We start from the raw sequence: 19086 nt of genomic DNA, 5'->3' as shown, positions 1-19086 counted from the left end.
TTACTCCTCGTCCTCGATCCAGCCCATGGTCCGCTCCACGGCCTTGAGCCAGCTCTTGTACTCGCGGTCCCGCTGGTCCGCGTCCATGCGGGGGGTCCACTCGGCGGCCCGGCGCCAGTTGGCGCGCAGCGCGTCGGTGTCCGGCCAGAAGCCGACGGCCAGGCCGGCGGCGTAGGCGGCGCCGAGGCAGGTGGTCTCGGCGACCATCGGGCGCACCACGGGTGCGTCCAGGAAGTCCGAGAGTGTCTGCATCAGCAGGTTGTTGGAGGTCATTCCGCCGTCGACCTTGAGTGCGGTCAGCTCGACACCGGAGTCCTTCGTCATGGCGTCGGTGATCTCACGGGTCTGCCAGGCGGTGGCTTCGAGCACGGCACGGGCGATGTGCGCCTTGGTGACGTACCGGGTCAGGCCGGCGATCACACCGCGGGCGTCGGAGCGCCAGTACGGGGCGAAGAGGCCGGAGAAGGCGGGCACGAAGTACGCGCCGCCGTTGTCCTCGACGGAGGACGCCAGCGTCTCGATCTCCGCGGCGCTGTTGATCAGACCCATCTGGTCGCGCATCCACTGGACGAGCGAGCCGGTGACGGCGATCGAGCCTTCGAGGGCGTACACGGGCGCCTCGTCGCCGATCCGGTACCCGACGGTGGTCAGCAGGCCGTTGTACGAGTTGACGGGCTCGCTGCCGGTGTTCATCAGCATGAACGTGCCGGTGCCGTAGGTGGACTTGGCCTCGCCCTCCGAGAAACAGGTCTGGCCGAAGAGGGCCGCCTGCTGGTCGCCGAGGGCCGATGCGACCGGGACGCCGGCGAGGGCGCCGCCCTTGGCTTTCCCGTACACCTCGGCGGAGGAGCGGATCTCCGGCAGCACCGCGGCCGGTACCCCCATCGACTGGAGGATCTTCTCGTCCCACTCCATGGTGTGCAGGTTCATCAGCATGGTGCGCGACGCGTTGGTGACGTCCGTGACGTGCACACCGCCGTCGACTCCACCGGTCAGGTTCCAGATGACCCAGGAATCCATGGTGCCGAAGAGGATCTCGCCACGCTCGGCGCGCTCACGCAGGCCTTCGACGTTGTCGAGCATCCAGCGGATCTTCGGACCGGCGAAGTAGGACGCGAGCGGCAGACCGGTCTCGCGGCGGAAGCGGTCCTGGCCGACGTTGCGGCCGAGCTCCTTGCACAGGGCGTCGGTGCGGGTGTCCTGCCAGACGATGGCGTTGTGCACCGGCTCGCCGGTGTTCTTGTCCCACAGGACCGTGGTCTCACGCTGGTTGGTGATGCCGATCGCCTTGACATCGGCGGCCGTGAGGCCGGCCTTGGCGATCGCGCCGTCGACGACCTCCTGGACGTTGGTCCAGATCTCGGCGCCGTTGTGCTCCACCCAGCCCGGCTTGGGGAAGATCTGCTCGTGCTCCTTCTGGTCGACGGCGACGATGCGCCCGTCGCGGTCGAAGACGATGCAGCGGCTGGAGGTGGTGCCCTGGTCGATCGCGGCAATGAACGGGCCTGCGCCGTGGGAGTGGGTGCCTGGGGTGTGAGCGTCGGTCACGAAGTACTCCTGCGAAGTCTTGAAGGGACGGCTTAGACGAACGCGAGCTTGTAGATACCCGCTGCGATGGCTCCGCCGATCAGCGGGCCGACGACAGGGATCCAGGCGTAGCCCCAGTCCGATCCGCCCTTGTTGGGCAGCGGCAGCAGGGCGTGCACGATGCGCGGGCCCAGGTCACGGGCCGGGTTGATGGCGTAGCCGGTCGGGCCGCCGAGGGAGAGGCCGATGCTGACGACGACGAACGCGACGATCAGCGCGCCGAGGGTGCCGAGTCCCTTGCCGCTGTCGTTGAGGCCCATGGTCAGGACGGCGAGCACGAGCACGACGGTGCCGATGATCTCGGTGGCCAGGTTCTGGGCCACGTTCCGGATCTCGGGGCCGGTGGAGAAGATACCGAGCACCGGTCCGGCCTTCGGGGCGGCCTTCTGGTCGACCAGGCCTTCCTCGTGCGGCGGCGCGGCGATGATCTCCGGGTCCGTGAGGTGCGCGTGGAACTGGCCGTAGTACGCGATCCAGACCAGGGAGGCACCGATCATGGCGCCGAGCAGCTGGCCGGCGAAGTAGACCGGGACGTTGCCCCAGTCTCCGTCCTTGATCGCGATACCGAGGGTGACTGCCGGGTTGAGGTGGGCGCCGGAGAGCGTGCCCGTCATGTAGACGGCGGTCATGACCGCGAAGCCCCACCCGAAGGTGATCGCCAGCCAGCCGGCGTTCTGCGCCTTCGAGCGCTTGAGTACGACGGCGGCGACCACGCCACCGCCGAGCAGGATGAGTACGGCGGTACCTATGATCTCGCCGATGAAGATGTCGGAGCTGGACACGCGCGACTCCTTTGTCCTTCGTCCAGGGGAAGGCGAACCCCGGGTCCCTCCGGTGGTCCGCGCACTCGGTGAGTGCGTTGACCGGCCCTTGGCGTTGCCACACCCTAGCGTGTATTGCCGTTAGGTGTTCGGCAATGCCGACCGGTGAACGGCAGTTTTTCGCCACGGTTAACAGCACGTCAAGAGTTCGGTGGCCGAAAGCCGGATCGTTACCGTCCGCTCGGCGGGTACGTCAGAAGCGCCCGGCGCCCAGGTCCCGCGAAACCGCGCGGGCGCAGTCCCGTACAGCGGCGATCAGCTCGGAGCGCAGTTCGCCACCGCCGTTGCAGACCCGCTCGACGGCGCCCGAGATGGCGATCGCGCCCACCGGCATCCGGCGCCGGTCATGGATGGGCGCGGCCACCGAGGCCACACCGTCCCAGGTCTCCTCGACATCGGCCGCCCAGCCGCGCGCCCGGGTCAGGTCGAGTACGGACTCGAAGTCATCCAGGCCGGTCACGGTCCGGGGCGTGAACGCGGTGCGCTCGCCCTCGACGGCCTCGCCGTGGGCCACCGGATCGTATGCGGACAGCACCTTGCCCAGGGCGGTGGAGTGCAGCGGCTGCATGGCCCCCACCTCCAGCACCTGACGGCTGTCGTCCGGCCGGAAGACGTGGTGCATGATCAGCACGCCCTGCTGGTGGAGCACCCCGACGTAGACGCTCTCACCACTGGACCTGGCCAGGTCGTCGGTCCACACCAGGGCGCGCGCCCGCAGCTCGTGGACATCCAGGTAGCTGTTGCCCAGGCGCAGCAGCTCCGCGCCCAGCTGGTAGCGGCCGGAAGCCGGGTCCTGCTCGACGAAACCCTCGGCCTGAAGGGTGCGCAGTATGCCGTGCGCGGTGCCCTTGGCCAGGCCCAGGGAGGAGGCCACATCCGACAGTCCAAGCCGACGCTCGCCGCCGGCGAGCAGCCGCAGCATCGCAGCCGCCCGCTCGAGCGACTGGATGTTCCGTGCCATCGCGCAGCCTCCTCCACCTCGGTTCGACAATGCTGAACACTATCGGTCGATGCCGACCTCGTGCACCGTCCACAGAGTCTGTCAAGACAAGTCGTAGCGAGGCACCCCCGCCGACAGCATGCCGTCCGGCCTGTGGGACAGCCTCACCGGGCCGGAGTCTGCCGGTTAGGCTGGCCGCGTGCGCCTTCCTCAGAAGGTGCAAAGCCGACAGCCGTCGCACTCCAGGGAGCTCATCCATGGCCTCGTTGCCGAACCCGTCCGCTGACAGCCAGACCAGGGCCGACGCCCTCCGGGAGGCGCTGGCCACCCGTGTGGTGGTCGCCGACGGAGCCATGGGGACGATGCTCCAGGCGCAGGACCCCACGCTCGACGACTTCGAGCAGCTCGAGGGCTGCAACGAGATCCTCAACGTCACCCGCCCCGACATCGTGCGAACGGTGCACGAGGAGTATTTCGCGGTCGGCGTGGACTGTGTCGAGACGAACACGTTCGGCGCGAACCTCTCGGCCCTCGGTGAGTACGACGTCCCCGAGCGGATTTTCGAGCTGTCCGAGTCCGGTGCGCGGATCGCCCGCGAGGTCGCCGACGAGTTCACCGCCTCCACCGGGCAGCAGCGCTGGGTCCTGGGCTCCATGGGCCCCGGCACCAAGCTGCCGACGCTGGGCCACGCCCCGTACGTCAGGCTGCGCGACGCCTACCAGCAGAACGCCGAAGGCATGATCGCCGGTGGCGCCGACGCGCTGCTCGTGGAGACCACCCAGGACCTGCTGCAGACCAAGGCCGCGATCCTCGGCGCCCGCCGCGCCCTGGACGCCACCGGCATCAGCCTCCCGTTGATCTGCTCGGTGACCGTGGAGACGACGGGCACCATGCTGCTCGGCTCGGAGATCGGCGCCGCGCTGACCGCGCTGGAGCCGCTGGGCATCGACATGATCGGCCTGAACTGCGCGACGGGCCCGGCCGAGATGAGCGAGCACCTGCGCTATCTGGCCCGCAACTCCCGCGTCCCGCTCTCCTGCATGCCCAATGCCGGACTCCCCGTCCTGGGCAAGGACGGCGCCCACTACCCGCTGTCGGCGGCCGAGCTGGCCGACGCGCAGGAGACGTTCGTGCGCGAGTACGGACTGTCGTTGGTGGGCGGCTGCTGCGGTACGACGCCCGAGCACCTGCGGCAGGTGGTCGAGCGGGTCCGTGACATGACCCCCACCGTCCGTGACCCACGCCCCGAGCCCGGCGCCGCCTCGCTCTACCAGACCGTGCCCTTCCGGCAGGACACCTCGTACCTCGCGATCGGCGAGCGCACCAACGCCAACGGCTCGAAGAAGTTCCGCGAGGCCATGCTGGAGGGCCGCTGGGACGACTGTGTGGAGATGGCCCGCGACCAGATCCGGGAGGGCGCCCACATGCTCGACCTCTGTGTCGACTACGTCGGCCGCGACGGCGTCGCGGACATGGAGGAGCTGGCCGGCCGCTTCGCCACCGCCTCCACCCTGCCGATCGTGCTGGACTCCACCGAGCTGGAGGTCATCCGCGCCGGTCTGGAGAAGCTGGGCGGCCGCGCCGTCATCAACTCGGTCAACTACGAGGACGGCGACGGGCCGGAGTCCCGCTTCGCGAAGGTCACCGCGCTCGCCGTGGAGCACGGCGCCGCGCTGATCGCGCTGACCATCGACGAGGAGGGCCAGGCCCGCACCGTCGAGAACAAGGTCGCCATCGCCGAGCGGCTGATCGAGGACCTCACCACCAACTGGGGCGTCCACGAGTCCGACATCCTCATCGACTGCCTGACCTTCACCATCTGCACCGGCCAGGAAGAGTCCCGGGGCGACGGCATCGCCACCATCGAGGCGATCCGCGAACTCAAGCGCACCCACCCGGACGTGCAGACCACCCTCGGCCTGTCCAACATCTCCTTCGGCCTCAACCCGGCCGCCCGGCTGGTGCTGAACTCCGTCTTCCTGGACGAGTGCGTCAAGGCCGGCCTGGACTCGGCGATCGTGCACGCGTCGAAGATCCTGCCGATCGCCCGCCTGGAGGAGGAGCAGGTCAAGGTCGCCCTGGACCTGATCTACGACCGGCGCAGCGAGGGCTACGACCCGCTGCAGAAGCTCATGGAGCTGTTCGAGGGGGTCAACACCAAGTCGATGAAGGCCGGCCGGGCAGAGGAACTCCTCGCCCTGCCGCTGGACGAGCGGCTGCAGCGCCGGATCATCGACGGCGAGAAGAACGGGCTCCAAACAGACCTCGACGAGGCCCTCCAGGACCGCCCCGCCCTCGACATCGTCAACGACACGCTGCTGGAGGGCATGAAGGTCGTCGGTGAGCTGTTCGGCTCCGGCCAGATGCAGCTGCCGTTCGTGCTCCAGTCCGCCGAAGTCATGAAGACCGCGGTCGCGCACCTGGAGCCGCACATGGAGAAGTCGGACGCGGAGGGCAAGGGCACGATCGTGCTGGCCACCGTCCGCGGCGACGTGCATGACATCGGCAAGAACCTGGTCGACATCATCCTGTCCAACAACGGCTACAACGTCGTCAACCTCGGCATCAAGCAGCCGGTCTCCGCGATCCTGGAAGCCGCCGAAGAGCACCGCGCCGATGTGATCGGCATGTCCGGGCTGCTCGTCAAGTCGACCGTGATCATGAAGGAGAACCTGGAGGAGCTCAACCAGCGCAAGCTGGCGGCCGACTACCCGGTGATCCTCGGCGGTGCGGCGCTGACCCGTGCGTATGTCGAGCAGGACCTGCACGAGATCTACGAGGGCGAGGTCCGCTATGCCCGCGACGCGTTCGAGGGCCTGCGGCTGATGGACGCCCTCATCGCGGTCAAGCGCGGCGTCCCCGGCGCCGCCCTCCCCGAGCTCAAGCAGCGCCGCGTGCGGCCCACCGCCACCGCCGTTGCGGAGGAGCGCCCCGAGGAAGGCGCCGCCCGCTCGGACGTGGCGGTCGACAATCCGGTCCCGACGCCGCCGTTCTGGGGCACCCGGGTGGTCAAGGGCATCGGCCTCAAGGAGTACGCCTCCTGGCTCGACGAGGGCGCCCTGTTCAAGGGCCAGTGGGGCCTGAAGCAGGCCCGCACCGGCACCGGACCCACGTACGAGGAGCTGGTGGAGACCGAGGGCAGGCCCCGGCTGCGCGGCTGGCTCGACAAGCTGCACACCGACAACCTGCTGGAAGCCGCGGTCGTCCACGGCTACTTCCCCTGCGTGTCCAAGGGCGACGACCTGATCCTCCTGGGCGAGGACGGCTCGGAGCGCACCCGGTTCACCTTCCCGCGCCAGCGCCGCGGCCGCCGCCTGTGCCTGGCGGACTTCTTCCGCCCGGAGGAGTCCGGCGAGACCGATGTCGTGGGCCTGCAGGTCGTCACGGTCGGCTCACGGATCGGCGAGGCCACCGCCGAGCTGTTCGAGGCAAACGCCTACCGCGACTACCTGGAACTCCACGGCCTGTCCGTCCAGCTCGCCGAAGCCCTCGCCGAGTACTGGCACGCCCGCGTCCGCTCCGAGCTCGGCTTCGCCGGCGAGGACCCGACCGACGTCGAGGACATGTTCGCGCTCAAGTACCGCGGTGCGCGCTTCTCACTCGGCTACGGTGCCTGCCCCGACCTGGAGGACCGGGCGAAGATCGCCGAGCTGCTCCAGCCGGAGCGGATCGGCGTCCACCTCTCCGAGGAGTTCCAGCTCCACCCCGAGCAGTCCACCGACGCGATCGTCATTCACCACCCCGAGGCGAAGTACTTCAACGCCCGGTAGCGCCGCCCGGGCATTGCTGTCGCGCACGTCGAGCGGACACGTCGTACACTGGTCGGTCCAGCGCAGGCCGGTTGGCCTTCCCTCCTGGGAAGGCCACCGGCCTTCTCGTCCCTCTTGGAGGTGTGCCCGGATGACCAGTACGGTTCCCGCGCCCGTAACCCGTACGGCCGACGGCTCCGCCCTCCAGGCCGTGCTGCTCGACATGGACGGCACCCTGGTGGACACCGAGGGCTTCTGGTGGGACGCCGAAGTGGAGGTCTTCGCCGATCTCGGGCACACCCTCGACGAGACCTGGCGCGACATCGTGGTGGGCGGCCCGATGACCCGCAGCGCCGGCTACCTCATCCAGGCGACCGGTGCCGACATCACCCTCACCGAGCTGACCGTACTGCTCAACGACCGCTTCGAGGAGCGCATCGGGCACAGCCTGCCCATGATGCCCGGCGCCGAGCGGCTGCTCACCGAGCTGGCCGCGCACAACATCCCCACCGCCCTGGTGTCCGCCTCGCACCGGCGGATCATCGACCGGGTCCTCGGATCGCTGGGTACCCACCGCTTCGCGCTGACCGTCGCCGGTGACGAGGTGGCGCGTACCAAGCCGCACCCCGACCCGTACCTGCTGGCCGCCGAGGGCCTGGGCGCCCACCCCGCGCGCTGCGCGGTCATCGAGGACACGGCCACCGGCGTGGCCGCCGCCGAGGCGGCCGGCTGCCGGGTAGTGGCGGTGCCGTCGGTCGCGCCCATCGCGCCGGCGCCGGGCCGGACGGTCGTCCGGTCCCTCGAAGACGTGGATCTCCCTTTCCTGAGAACTCTGATCACGCGATTGAACTGACCTCTTCACGCTGCGTACAACACGGAATGGGGCCGAAACTCCCTGCTCCGGCGCGTGCATTTTCCGTGAGTGCGTGGTGGCTGAATACATTGCCCGCGGCGCGGATCTCGCGAGTGAGCTTGGTCACCTCTCTGCCCCTTGGTGGGCGGGTTGAGGCGGTGCGTCCGCTTCCCTTGTGTCCGGATTGATGGAGCCGTGTACGAATCCTGCCGCGGCCCCGCATCGGCGCGCTGTTCCCATTGACCACCCAGGGATTACGCGTCAAGTCCAGCCAGTTCCAGCTTTCCTGGCCATGCCCACTAATGTCGTCGCGAGAACTCCGCCGCAACCTTCGTGTCCTCAGCACGCACCCCGTAACTGAGGTCACTGGACCGATCGTTTTGTACCCGGCCCGATCGCTTCGCCCCTACCCCGGGCGGCTGCCGCGGAGTGGAAGCAACCGCTGTACGCAAGTGCCGGATGAGGGAGAACTCCGAGGATGAACCGCAAGACTCTGGTGCTGCCGGCTGTGGCCGGCCTGCTCGCCCCCGTGCTCGCCGCGTGCGGCAGCACGACCAGCGGGGGAGAGGGCGGCGACGGGATCGTCGTCGGTACCACGGACCGGTTCGAGGCCGCGCAGGACGCACCCGCCCCCTTCGACCCCGCCTACGCGTACGACGCCGGCGCCTGGAACGTACTGCGCCAGACCGTCCAGACGCTGATGCACGTCCCGCGCGGCGGCGGCGCGCCGAAGCCCGAGGCCGCCCAGGAATGCCTCTTCACGGACAAGGGCAACGAGAGCTACCGCTGCACCCTGCGCAGCGGGCTGAAGTTCGCCAACGGTGACGACCTCACCGCCGAGGACGTGAAGTTCTCGATCGACCGTGTGCTGACCATCGACGACGACAACGGTCCGATCACCCTGCTGTCCAACATCGACACCGTGGAGACCAACGGTGACGACGAGGTCGTCTTCCACCTCAAGACCCCGGACGCCACCTTCCCGTACAAGCTGTCCACGCCGGCCGCCGGCATCGTCAACAGCGCCACGTACGACGCGAACAGGCTCCGCGACGGATTCGAGGTCGACGGCTCCGGTCCCTACACCGTCAGGCCCGAGGTCAAGGACAACCAGCTCGTCAGGGCCGTCTTCTCCAAGAACCCGTACTACAAGGGCGACTTGAAGCTGCAGAACGACAAGGTCGAGCTGCGCACCTATCCGGACTCCGACGAGATGGGCAAGGCGCTGGAGGCCGGAGACATCGACATGATGTCCCGCACCATGTCGCCCGAGCAGATCGAGCAACTGTCGGCGTCCCCGGCCAAGGGCGTCGAACTCGTCGAGATGCCGGGTCTGGAGATCCGCTACCTCGCCTTCAACACCGCGGACCCCTCGGTGAAGGACAAGGCGGTCCGGCAGGCCATGGCAGCCGCCGTCAACCGCAACGAACTCACCTCCAGGGTCTACGGATCGACGGCCGAGCCGCTCTACTCGCTCGTTCCCTCCAGCATCCCCGGCCATGTGAACTCGTTCTTCAACAAGTACGGCGACGCCAACACCGCCGGCGCCCGTTCCATCCTGCGCGCCGCCGACATCAAGACCCCGGTGAAGCTGACGCTGCACTACACGACGGACCACTACGGCTCCGGTACGGCCAAGGAGTTCGAGGCGCTCGCGAAGCAGCTGAACTCCACCAAGCTCTTCGACATCAGCGTCAAGGGCACCGAGTGGTCGAAGTTCCGTCCCGCCCAGAAGCGCGGCCAGTACGCCGTCTACGGCCTCGGCTGGTTCCCCGACTTCCCGGACCCCGACAACTACGTCGCGCCCTTCCTGGACAAGGACAACTTCCTGGGCACGCCGTACGTGAGCAACGAGGTCCGCGACAAGCTGATCCCGGCCTCGCGGCGCGAGGCCGACCGGGGCGCGGCCGGAAAGACCTTCGCAAAGATCCAGGACATCGTCGCCGAGGACGTGCCCGTGCTGCCGCTGTGGCAGGGCAAGCAGTACGTCGGCGCGCGCGACGACATCACCGGGGTGGAGTGGTCGGTCAACTCCTCCGCGGACCTTCAGCTGTGGGAGCTCGGCCGTGGTGTGAGCGGCTGATCTCCGCAGAACCCGGTAGCGGGCACCACGCGCCGGGAGGCAACTCAGTGAGACAGTGAGGCACGTTCGCGTGAAAAGGCGTAACCAGTGGTTGGCGGCCCCGCTCGGAGCGGGACTCGCAGCCGGTTTGCTCAGCGGTTGCGGTGCGCAGGAGGGGGCTTCCGGGGGCACCGGTGATTCGGTGGTCATGGGAATGTCCGACGATGTTGCGGCCACGGATCCGGCCTCGGGCTACGACCCGGGCTCCTGGCTGTTGTTCAACAACGTCTTCCAGTCCCTGCTGAGCTTCCCCAAGGGGAGCACGGTGCCGCAGCCCGATGCGGCCGAGAAGTGCACCTTCGAGGGCAGCGGCAGCAAGGTCTACCGGTGCACCCTGCGGGACGGGCAGAAGTTCAGCAACGGGAACAGCCTCACCTCGAAGGACGTCAAGTTCTCCTTCGAGCGCACACTCAAGATCGACGACGAGAACGGCCCGGCCGTCATGCTCGCCTCGATCGGCACGATCGACACGCCGGACGAGAAGACCGTGGTCTTCCGCCTCAAGGTGCCCGACGCGACCTTCCCCAGCAAGATCGCGTCCGGTGCCGGATCCATCGTCGACCACCGCGAGTACAGCGCCGACAAGCTGCGCACGGACAGCAAGGCGGTCGGCTCCGGCGTCTACAAGCTGGACTCCTTCGACGACGAGAAGGCCACCTTCTCGGTCAACCCCGACTACCAGGGCACGGCCAAGGCCCAGAACTCCGGCATGACGCTGCGGTTCTTCGACGACGACCAGGCGGCCCTCAAGGAGGCGCTGCAGAAGGGCGATGTGGACATCGCCTACCGCGGTCTCGCCGCACAGGACATCGCCGGACTCGGCGACCAGAGCGGCAAGACCGGCCTCGATGTCGTCGAGGGCAACGGAGCCGAGGTGCAGCACCTCGTCTTCAACATGAACGACCCGGTCGCCGGCGAACTCGGCGTACGCAAGGCCATCGCCTACCTCGTCGACCGCGAGGCCCTGGTCAGCGAGGTCTACAACGGCACCGCGTCGCCGCTCTACTCCATCGTCCCGGCCGGAATCGCCGCCCACAACACGGCATTCTTCGACCGGTACGGTGGCACCCCGCAGCCCGAAAAGGCCCGCCAGGCCCTGCGCAAGGCCGGCTTCACGGACAAGGTGAAGCTCACCCTGTGGACCACCCCGTCCCGCTACGGGCCGGCGGCGGGCCAGGAGTTCCAGGCCATCGCGAAGCAGCTGAACGACAGCGGGCTCTTCGACGCCGATGTGAAGTCCGTCGAGTTCGACCAGTACGAGAAGGACATCGCCGACGGCAAGTACGGCGTGTACCTCAAGGGCTGGATCCCGGACTACCCGGACCCGGACAACTTCACCCAGCCGTTCTTCGGCGAGGGCAACGTGCTGTCCAACAACTACGAGAACGGCACCATCACCGACGACATCATCCCGGCCACCTCCGCGATGTCCGACCGCGCCGCCACCGAGGAGGACTTCGGCAGGCTGCAGAACCTGGTCGCCGAGGAGCTGCCGATCCTGCCGCTGTGGCAGGGCAAGCAGTACGTGGTGGCCCGCGAGAACGTCACGGGCCTCCAGTGGTCGCTGGACGCCTCGACGGTCTTCCGGTTCTGGGAGATCAGCAAGGGCATCAGCAAGGGCTGACCGGCCGTCAACGGCCGCGCCCCGGCGTCACTGTGCGCCGGGGCGCACCAGTCCGCTCTCGTACGCGTAAACCGCCGCCTGCACCCGGTCGCGCAGCCCCAGCTTCGTCAGCACATGCCCGACATGCGTCTTGACCGTCGTCTCGCTGACGAAGAGATCGGCGGCGATCTCCGCGTTCGACAGGCCGCGCGCGACCAGCTTGAGCACCTCCACCTCGCGCTCGGTCAGCGTGTGCAGCGTGTCCGGCACCGGGTCCTCGCCGGACGGCAGATGGCTCGCGTACTTGTCGAGCAGCCGGCGGGTGATGCTCGGCGCGAGCATCGCCTCGCCGGCGGCGACCACCCGGATCGCCTGCACCAGCTCATTGGCCGGAGCGTCCTTCAGCAGGAACCCGCTGGCCCCGGCGCGCAGCGCCTCCACGACGTACTCGTCGAGATCGAAAGTCGTCAGCACCAGCACCTTGGCCGGGCCGTCCCGGCCGGGCCCGGTGATCTGGCGTGTCGCCTCCACCCCGTCCATCCGCGGCATACGGATGTCCATCAGCACGACATCCGGCTGCAGGGCCCGCACCTGGTCGAGAGCCTGCAGGCCGTCCCCGGCCTCGCCGACGACCGCGAGGTCCTGCTCCGCCTCCAGGATCATCCGGAAACCGGTACGCAGGAGAGGCTGGTCGTCGACCAGTAGGACGCGGATGGCCACGGGAACTCCTTAGCTAGACCGGCCCCATTCTGCCCTGACCCCCCGCCCCGCCCGCCGCCGGACCCCGGCCGGGGGCCGCGCTGTGCCGTCAGGGGGCCGGATTCCGCGGCGTGATCGTCAACGGGCTGTGTCTTCCCGGGGGGCAACCCCCGGACCCCCGGCCGGGGGCCGCGCTGTGCCGTCAGGGGGCCGGATTCCGCGGCGTGATCGTCAACGGGCTGTGTCTTCCCGGGGGGCAACCCCCGGACCCCCGGCCGGGGGCCGCGCTGTGCCGTCAGGGGGCCGGATTCCGCGGCGTGATCGTCAACGGGTACACCGGGGGCGTGCCGCCGAACTCCGGGCAGTGGGCCTGGTGGTCGCACCAGCCGCAGAGTTTCGTCGGCCGGGGCCGCCACTCACCCGTCTCGGTCGCCTCCTTGATCGCGTCCCACAGAGCGAGCAGCTTGCGCTCCACCCGCTCCAGATCGGCCACCACCGGGTCGTACGTCAGGACATCGCCGCTGCCGAGATACACCAGCTGCAGCCGGCGCGGGACGACCGCCTTCAGCCGCCACACCACCAGCGCGTAGAATTTCATCTGGAACAGCGCACCCTCCGCGTACTCCGGACGCGGAGCCTTGCCCGTCTTGTAGTCGACGATCCGCACCTCACCGGTGGGCGCCACATCGACCCGGTCGATGATCCCGCGCAACCGCAGCCCCGACTCCAGCTCCGTCTCGACGAACAGCTCCCGCTCCGCCGGCTCCAGCCTCGTCGGATCCTCCAGCGAGAACCACCGCTCGACGAGCTCCTCCGCCTCCGAGAGCCACCGCCCGAGCCGCTCCCCCTCGGAATCCTCGGCGAACAGCTCCGTCAGCTCCGGCCGCGACTCCAGCAGCCGGTCCCACTGGCCGGGCACCATCGCCCGCGCCCGCGGCGCCGTACGCTCCACCGCCGGGTCGTCGAAGAGCCGCTCCAGCACCGCGTGCACCAACGTGCCCCGCGTCGCCGCCGCACTCGGCTTCTCGGGCAGCTTGTCGATCACCCGGAACCGGTAGAGCAGCGGGCACTGCATGAAGTCGCTCGCCCGGGAAGGAGAGAGCGACGTGGGCCGCGCGGCGTCGGCCGGTTCGGTGCCGGTGGTCGTACTCATGACTCAGACCCTACGACCCGCCACTGACAGTGCTCCGCATACCATCGACGACAGACCCCCTCGCACTGCATGATCGTGGGATCACACCATGCAACAGTGGGGGACGCTTCCGACAGAGGGGACACCGTGGACGAGAGCGGCGACGGCGGACGGCCGCGGTCCGGCGGCGGGGGAGCCAGTCCCGGCTCCCCGCCCGGAGACAGCAAGCCGCAGCGCACGCGACGCGAATCCGGTGGCGGCCTCCTCATGGGCCGTCCCTTCGGCGTGCCGGTGTACGTCGCCCCCAGCTGGTTCCTCGTGGCGGCGCTCATCACCTGGGTCTTCGGCGGCCAACTCGAGCGCGTCCTGCCCGAACTCGGCAGCGCCCGTTATCTGGTCTCCCTCTTCTTCGCCGTCGCCTTCTACGCCTCCGTACTCGTCCACGAACTGGCCCACACGGTCGCCGCCCTGCGCTTCAAGCTGCCGGTGCGCCGGATCCAGCTCCAGTTCTTCGGCGGAGTCTCCGAGATCGAGAAGGAGTCCGAGACACCCGGCCGTGAATTCGTCCTGGCCTTCGTCGGCCCGCTGCTCTCGCTCCTCCTGGCCGGTGCCTTCTACGCCGGAATGCAGGCCGTCGAACCGGGCACCGTGCCAGGCGTGCTGCTCGCCGGCCTGATGATCTCCAACCTCATCGTTGCCGCGTTCAACCTGCTGCCGGGCCTGCCGCTCGACGGCGGCCGGATGCTGCGGGCCGTCGTGTGGAAGATCACCGGCAAGCCGATGGCCGGCACCGTCGCCGCCGCCTGGGTTGGCCGCGCCCTCGCCGTCGCCGTACTCCTCGGCCTCCCGCTCCTCACCCACACCGGCCTCCTCGGGAACCCCACCGAAGAGATCGGCGGCATGGACACCGTCACCGACGCGCTCCTCGCCGCCATCCTCGCCGCGATCATCTGGACCGGAGCGGGCAACAGCCTGCGCATGGCCCGGCTGCGCGAGCACCTCCCGGGGCTGCGCGCCCGCACCCTCACCCGGCGGGCCGTCCCGGTGGAGTCCCACACCCCCCTCTCCGAGGCACTGCGCCGCGCCAACGAGGCCGGCGCCCGCGCCCTGGTCGTCGTCGACGGGCTCGGCGACCCCACCGGCCTGGTACGCGAGGCAGCCATCGCGGGAGTCCCCGAACACCGCCGCCCCTGGGTCGCGGTGAGCGGCCTCGCCCAGGACATCAAGGACGGCATGAAGGTCTCGGCCGAACTGGCCGGCGAAGCACTCCTCGACACCCTGCGCGCAACCCCGGCCACCGAGTACCTCGTGGTCGAGGAGACGGGCGAGATCTACGGCGTCCTCTCCACCGCCGACGTCGAAAGGGCCTTCGTCCAAGCCATGGCGCGGCCCTCCTCATAAGGGGCTCGGTTCGCCTCCGGGGCGCTTCGGCTCACTCGCCGGGGGCAGCGTGAACCTGCACCCTGCGGGGCCGGTAGGCTGTTCACATGTCCGAACCGACCGGTGCCGCCCGCCGACGCGGGCCCTTCAAGGTCGGGGACCAGGTCCAGCTCACCGACCCCAAGGGACGCCACTACACGTTCACGCTCGAAGCCGGGAAGAATTTTCACACCCACAAGGGTTCCTTCCCGCACGACGAGCTGATCGGTGCTCCCGAGGGCAGTGTTGTCCGAACCACGGGAAACGTCGCCTACCTCGCGCTGCGCCCCCTGCTCCCCGACTACGTCCTCTCCATGCCCCGCGGCGCCGCCGTGGTCTACCCCAAGGACGCGGGCCAGATCCTGGCCTTCGCCGACATCTTCCCCGGCGCCCGCGTCGTGGAGGCGGGGGTCGGCTCCGGGTCGCTCAGCAGCTTCCTGCTGCGGGCCATCGGCGACCAGGGCATGCTGCACAGCTACGAGCGCCGGGAGGACTTCGCCGAGATCGCCACCCAGAACGTGGAGCGCTACTTCGGCGGCCCCCACCCCGCGTGGCAGCTCACGGTCGGCGACCTCCAGGACAACCTGTCGGACACCGATGTCGACCGCGTGATCCTGGATATGCTCGCCCCCTGGGAATGCCTCGATGCCGTCTCCAAGGCGCTCGTGCCGGGCGGCATCCTCTGCGCGTACGTCGCGACCACCACCCAGCTCGCCCGCACCGTGGAGGCGATCCGCGAGATCGGCTGCTTCGCCGAGCCGCAGCCGTGGGAGTCGATGATCCGCAACTGGCACGTCGAAGGCCTGGCCGTCCGCCCGGACCACCGGATGATCGGCCACACAGGCTTCCTCGTCACCGCCCGCCGCCTCGCCGACGGCGTGGAGCCCCCGCTGCGCCGCCGCCGGCCCGCCAAGGGCGCGTACGGCGAGGACTACACCGGCCCCGGCAGTGAGAGCGGGTCCGCCTCGCGAGGCTGACACCCGCCGCAAGTCTCCAACGTACGAACGCCGCCGCCCAGTTCCCGCACCTCACAGGGGAACTGGGCGGCGGCGCCTTTTCGTTGGCCCATTCGTTGGCCCAGCGGATTCGCGGAATTACGGACCCCGTCGTTCCGCCCCGGTGTGACGTGTGGCACGATGCTGGCCACCCCCAGCACCGCCGCACCACAGGAGACACTCCGCGTGCAGACCTCGGACGTCCCGGACCTGGCGCACACCCGCACCCGCCCGGCGCACTGGCTCGCCACTGCCACGGCGATGGCCGCGGTCGTCGCGGTCGCCGGCCTGCTCCAGCCCGACGACGCCACCGCGTCCCAGGCCGGCGGCCCGAGGACGGTCACGACAGCCGGGCCCGAGCTGCCCGCGCCCGATCCCGCCGCCGCGCCCGATCCCGCCAAGGTGGACTTCCCGCTCGACTGCGGTGGCGCGAAGGAGCTGGTGACCAAGCAGGGATCCGGCGACCTCGACGGTGACGGACGGCCGGAGAGCGTCGTCGTGGTCCGTTGCGAGGCCGGCTCGGGCACCCCGCCGAGCGGTGTCTACGTACTCGCGCGGCAGGCCGCACAGAGCTCCGCCGCCAGGATTGTGGCCACCCTGGTCGACCCGGCGGAGAAGTTGAGTGTGGGCGCCTTCGCGGTCCGTGACGGCACAGTCACCGCGACGCTCTTCGGCTATTCCTCGCAGGCGGTGCCGCGCTGCTGCCCGGACGAGCGCCGACAGGTCAAGTGGCGATGGGCGGACGGCAAGTTCCTACGGGCCGACCAAGCCCGCGCCTGAGCGGGCAGTGTGTGATCCGTCACTCGGCGTCAGGCCCGTAGACCTCGACCCTGTCCGAAACTCGCCGTACATGGATGCAGTCGCCCGGGCACTCCTTGGCGGAGTCCACCACATCCCGGAGAAGCGGCAGCGGCACGGGTGTTGTGGCCCCCGGATCCTGCAGCAGCTCGTCCTCGGCGCCCTTCACGTACGCCAGCCCGTCGATGTCCAGCTCGAAGACCTCGGGCGCGTACTGGGCGCAGATTCCGTCCCCGGTGCAGAGATCCTGGTCGATCCAGACCTCGAGCAGATCCCGGCCCTCGCCGACGCTGCCGCTGGGCGCCTCGTCCTGCACGGTCATATCTCCTGCCGTTCCCTGCGCTACGTGATCCAACCTGACGCAAGTCGCGCCAGCCCTGACGGGTGTTGAACGCTTCGACGATACAACCGGCCGCTTTCCGATGTTGAACGGTGGGTATTCCCCTGGCGTGAGGGAGTACGCAAGGGTGAAGATCGGACACACCCCTACCGTCTTTGTGATCTAGGGGTTTCAATCGCCACCTGCCCAGGTAGGGTCAGGAAGCGTCCAGCTCCCCTTGGAGGAGGTGAGGACCGTGGCAGCCCACGACGACGACATCAACCGCGGCATCCGGCCCGGGCGGGGGTCTGAGGACCCAGCCGGCCAGGTTGCCTATCTCGAGCAGGAAATCGCCGTCCTGCGACGAAAGCTCGCCGACTCTCCGCGGCACACGAGGATTCTCGAAGAGCGGATCATCGAGTTGCAGACGAACCTGGCCGGCGTGTCCGCTCAGAACGAGCGACTTGCCAATACGCTCCGTGAGGCCCGGGACCAGATCGTGGCCCTCAAGGAGGAGGTCGACCGGCTCGCACAGCCGCCGGCCGGCTTCGGTGTCTTCCTGCAGTCGAACGAGGACGGCACCGTCGACATCTTCACCGGGGGCCGCAAGCTCCGGGTGAACGTCAGCCCCAGCGTCGAGCCGGACGAGCTCAGGCGCGGCCAGGAGGTCATGCTCAACGAAGCGCTCAATGTGGTCGAGGCCATGGAGTACGAGCGCGCCGGGGACATCGTCACCCTCAAGGAGATCCTCGAGGACGGCGAGCGCGCCCTGGTGGTCGGGCACACCGACGAGGAAAGGGTGGTGAGGCTCGCCGAGCCCCTGCTGGACGTCATCATCCGCCCCGGCGACGCCCTGCTGCTCGAGCCCCGCTCCGGCTACGTCTACGAGGTCGTACCCAAGAGCGAGGTCGAGGAGCTCGTCCTCGAAGAGGTCCCGGACATCGACTACGACAAGATCGGCGGTCTGGGCAACCAGATCGAGATGATCCGCGACGCGGTCGAGCTGCCCTACCTCTACCCCGACCTCTTCAAGGAGCACGAACTGCGGCCGCCCAAGGGCGTGCTGCTCTACGGCCCCCCCGGCTGCGGCAAGACGCTGATCGCCAAAGCCGTGGCCAACTCCCTTGCCAAAAAGGTCGCCGAGGTGACCGGACAGCCCGCGGGGAAGAGCTACTTCCTCAACATCAAGGGCCCCGAGCTCCTCAACAAGTACGTCGGTGAGACCGAGCGGCACATCCGCCTCGTCTTCCAGCGTGCCCGGGAGAAGGCGAGCGAGGGCACCCCCGTGATCGTCTTCTTCGACGAGATGGAGTCGCTCTTCCGCACCCGCGGATCCGGAGTCAGCTCGGACGTGGAGAACACCATCGTCCCGCAGCTGCTCGCCGAGATCGACGGCGTGGAGGGCCTGGAGAACGTCATCGTCATCGGTGCCTCGAACCGCGAGGACATGATCGACCCGGCGATCCTGCGACCCGGCCGGCTCGACGTCAAGATCAAGATCGAGCGTCCGGACGCCGAGGCGGCGAGGGACATCTTCGCCAAGTACCTCAAGGCCTCGCTGCCCCTGCACGGCGACGACCTGACCGAGCACAGTGGAGACTCCGCCGCCACGGTGCACGGCATGATCCAGTCCGTCGTGGAGCAGATGTACGCCGAGACCGAGGAAAACCGCTTCCTCGAGGTCACGTACGCCAACGGCGACAAGGAAGTCCTTTACTTCAAGGACTTCAACTCGGGCGCGATGATCCAGAACATCGTGGACCGGGCCAAGAAGATGGCCATCAAGGCCTTCCTCGACCAAAACCAGAAGGGTCTGCGCGTCTCCCACCTCCTCCAGGCTTGCGTGGACGAGTTCAAGGAGAACGAGGACCTGCCCAACACGACAAACCCGGACGACTGGGCCAGGATCTCCGGAAAGAAGGGCGAGCGGATCGTATTCATCCGCACACTCGTCACCGGAAAGCAGGGCGCGGACACCGGACGCTCCATCGACACGGTGGCAAACACCGGTCAGTACCTGTAAATGTCAGGGCGGCTGCGGGTGCCCTC

General features: G+C 68.8%; 14 protein-coding genes. 8 read left to right on the top strand and 6 right to left on the bottom strand.

Going from position 1 to position 19086, the window contains the following annotated elements; translation table 11 throughout:
* From glpK to NLX86_RS03415, 3 genes are all read right to left on the bottom strand, one after another.
* Nucleotides 1-1548, bottom strand: coding sequence for a glycerol kinase GlpK (glpK, locus tag NLX86_RS03425; protein ID WP_254370039.1), 1548 nt, complete (start codon nt 1546-1548; stop codon nt 1-3).
* 32 nt (nt 1549-1580) lie between these two features.
* The gene (locus tag NLX86_RS03420; RefSeq protein ID WP_254370038.1) at nt 1581-2369 is read right to left on the bottom strand and encodes an MIP/aquaporin family protein; all 789 of its coding nucleotides are present in this window, start codon (nt 2367-2369) and stop codon (nt 1581-1583) included.
* Nucleotides 2370-2601: 232 nt separating this feature from the next.
* Nucleotides 2602-3369: an IclR family transcriptional regulator gene (locus NLX86_RS03415; protein ID WP_254370037.1), complete on the bottom strand. Its 768-nt coding sequence runs from the start codon at nt 3367-3369 to the stop codon at nt 2602-2604.
* Nucleotides 3370-3605: 236 nt separating this feature from the next.
* On the opposite strand from NLX86_RS03415, the gene metH reads away from it, so the two are divergent.
* The 4 genes from metH (at nt 3606) to NLX86_RS03395 (ending at nt 11696) form a co-directional block, all read left to right on the top strand.
* Nucleotides 3606-7118 carry a methionine synthase gene (metH, locus tag NLX86_RS03410; protein WP_254370036.1) on the top strand — a complete coding sequence of 1171 codons (3513 nt, stop codon included), beginning with the start codon at nt 3606-3608 and terminating at the stop codon, nt 7116-7118.
* Between the two features lie 130 nt (nt 7119-7248).
* Entirely contained in the window at nt 7249-7950 is a 702-nt protein-coding gene (locus NLX86_RS03405) for an HAD family phosphatase (protein WP_254370035.1), read from the top strand.
* Nucleotides 7951-8428: 478 nt separating this feature from the next.
* Complete coding sequence (locus NLX86_RS03400; protein WP_254370034.1) at nt 8429-10033, top strand: ABC transporter substrate-binding protein; 1605 nt, start codon at nt 8429-8431, stop codon at nt 10031-10033.
* 70 nt (nt 10034-10103) lie between these two features.
* Nucleotides 10104-11696, top strand: coding sequence for an ABC transporter substrate-binding protein (locus NLX86_RS03395; protein WP_254370033.1), 1593 nt, complete (start codon nt 10104-10106; stop codon nt 11694-11696).
* A gap of 27 nt (nt 11697-11723) precedes the next feature.
* Here the strand turns inward: NLX86_RS03395 and NLX86_RS03390 are convergent, their stop codons facing one another.
* Nucleotides 11724-12395 (bottom strand): response regulator transcription factor, encoded by a 672-nt coding sequence (locus tag NLX86_RS03390; protein ID WP_254370032.1) that lies wholly within the window; start codon nt 12393-12395, stop codon nt 11724-11726.
* Nucleotides 12396-12669: 274 nt separating this feature from the next.
* Nucleotides 12670-13527 carry a RecB family exonuclease gene (locus NLX86_RS03385; protein ID WP_254370031.1) on the bottom strand — a complete coding sequence of 286 codons (858 nt, stop codon included), beginning with the start codon at nt 13525-13527 and terminating at the stop codon, nt 12670-12672.
* 126 nt (nt 13528-13653) lie between these two features.
* Here NLX86_RS03385 and NLX86_RS03380 point away from each other — a divergent pair, with 126 nt between their 5' ends.
* The 3 genes from NLX86_RS03380 (at nt 13654) to NLX86_RS03370 (ending at nt 16700) form a co-directional block, all read left to right on the top strand.
* Complete coding sequence (locus NLX86_RS03380; RefSeq protein ID WP_254370030.1) at nt 13654-14907, top strand: site-2 protease family protein; 1254 nt, start codon at nt 13654-13656, stop codon at nt 14905-14907.
* Nucleotides 14908-14993: 86 nt separating this feature from the next.
* A complete protein-coding gene (locus NLX86_RS03375; RefSeq protein WP_254370029.1) occupies nt 14994-15902 on the top strand; it encodes a tRNA (adenine-N1)-methyltransferase in 909 nt (302 codons plus the stop codon).
* 204 nt (nt 15903-16106) lie between these two features.
* Entirely contained in the window at nt 16107-16700 is a 594-nt protein-coding gene (locus NLX86_RS03370) for a hypothetical protein (protein ID WP_254370028.1), read from the top strand.
* 19 nt (nt 16701-16719) lie between these two features.
* Here the strand turns inward: NLX86_RS03370 and NLX86_RS03365 are convergent, their stop codons facing one another.
* The gene (locus NLX86_RS03365) at nt 16720-17040 is read right to left on the bottom strand and encodes a ferredoxin (protein WP_254370027.1); all 321 of its coding nucleotides are present in this window, start codon (nt 17038-17040) and stop codon (nt 16720-16722) included.
* Between the two features lie 253 nt (nt 17041-17293).
* Between NLX86_RS03365 and arc the strand changes: the two genes are divergently transcribed.
* Nucleotides 17294-19060, top strand: a complete 1767-nt coding sequence (gene arc / locus NLX86_RS03360) for a proteasome ATPase (RefSeq protein WP_254370026.1) — start codon at nt 17294-17296, stop codon at nt 19058-19060.
* The last annotated feature ends 26 nt before the right edge of the window (nt 19061-19086 follow it).

The sequence above is a fragment of the Streptomyces sp. A3M-1-3 genome, from assembly GCF_024213665.1.
Taxonomy (GTDB): domain Bacteria; phylum Actinomycetota; class Actinomycetes; order Streptomycetales; family Streptomycetaceae; genus Streptomyces.
The sequence above is the reverse complement of the archived record's forward strand: the minus strand, read 5'-3'. Positions and strand labels throughout refer to the sequence as shown.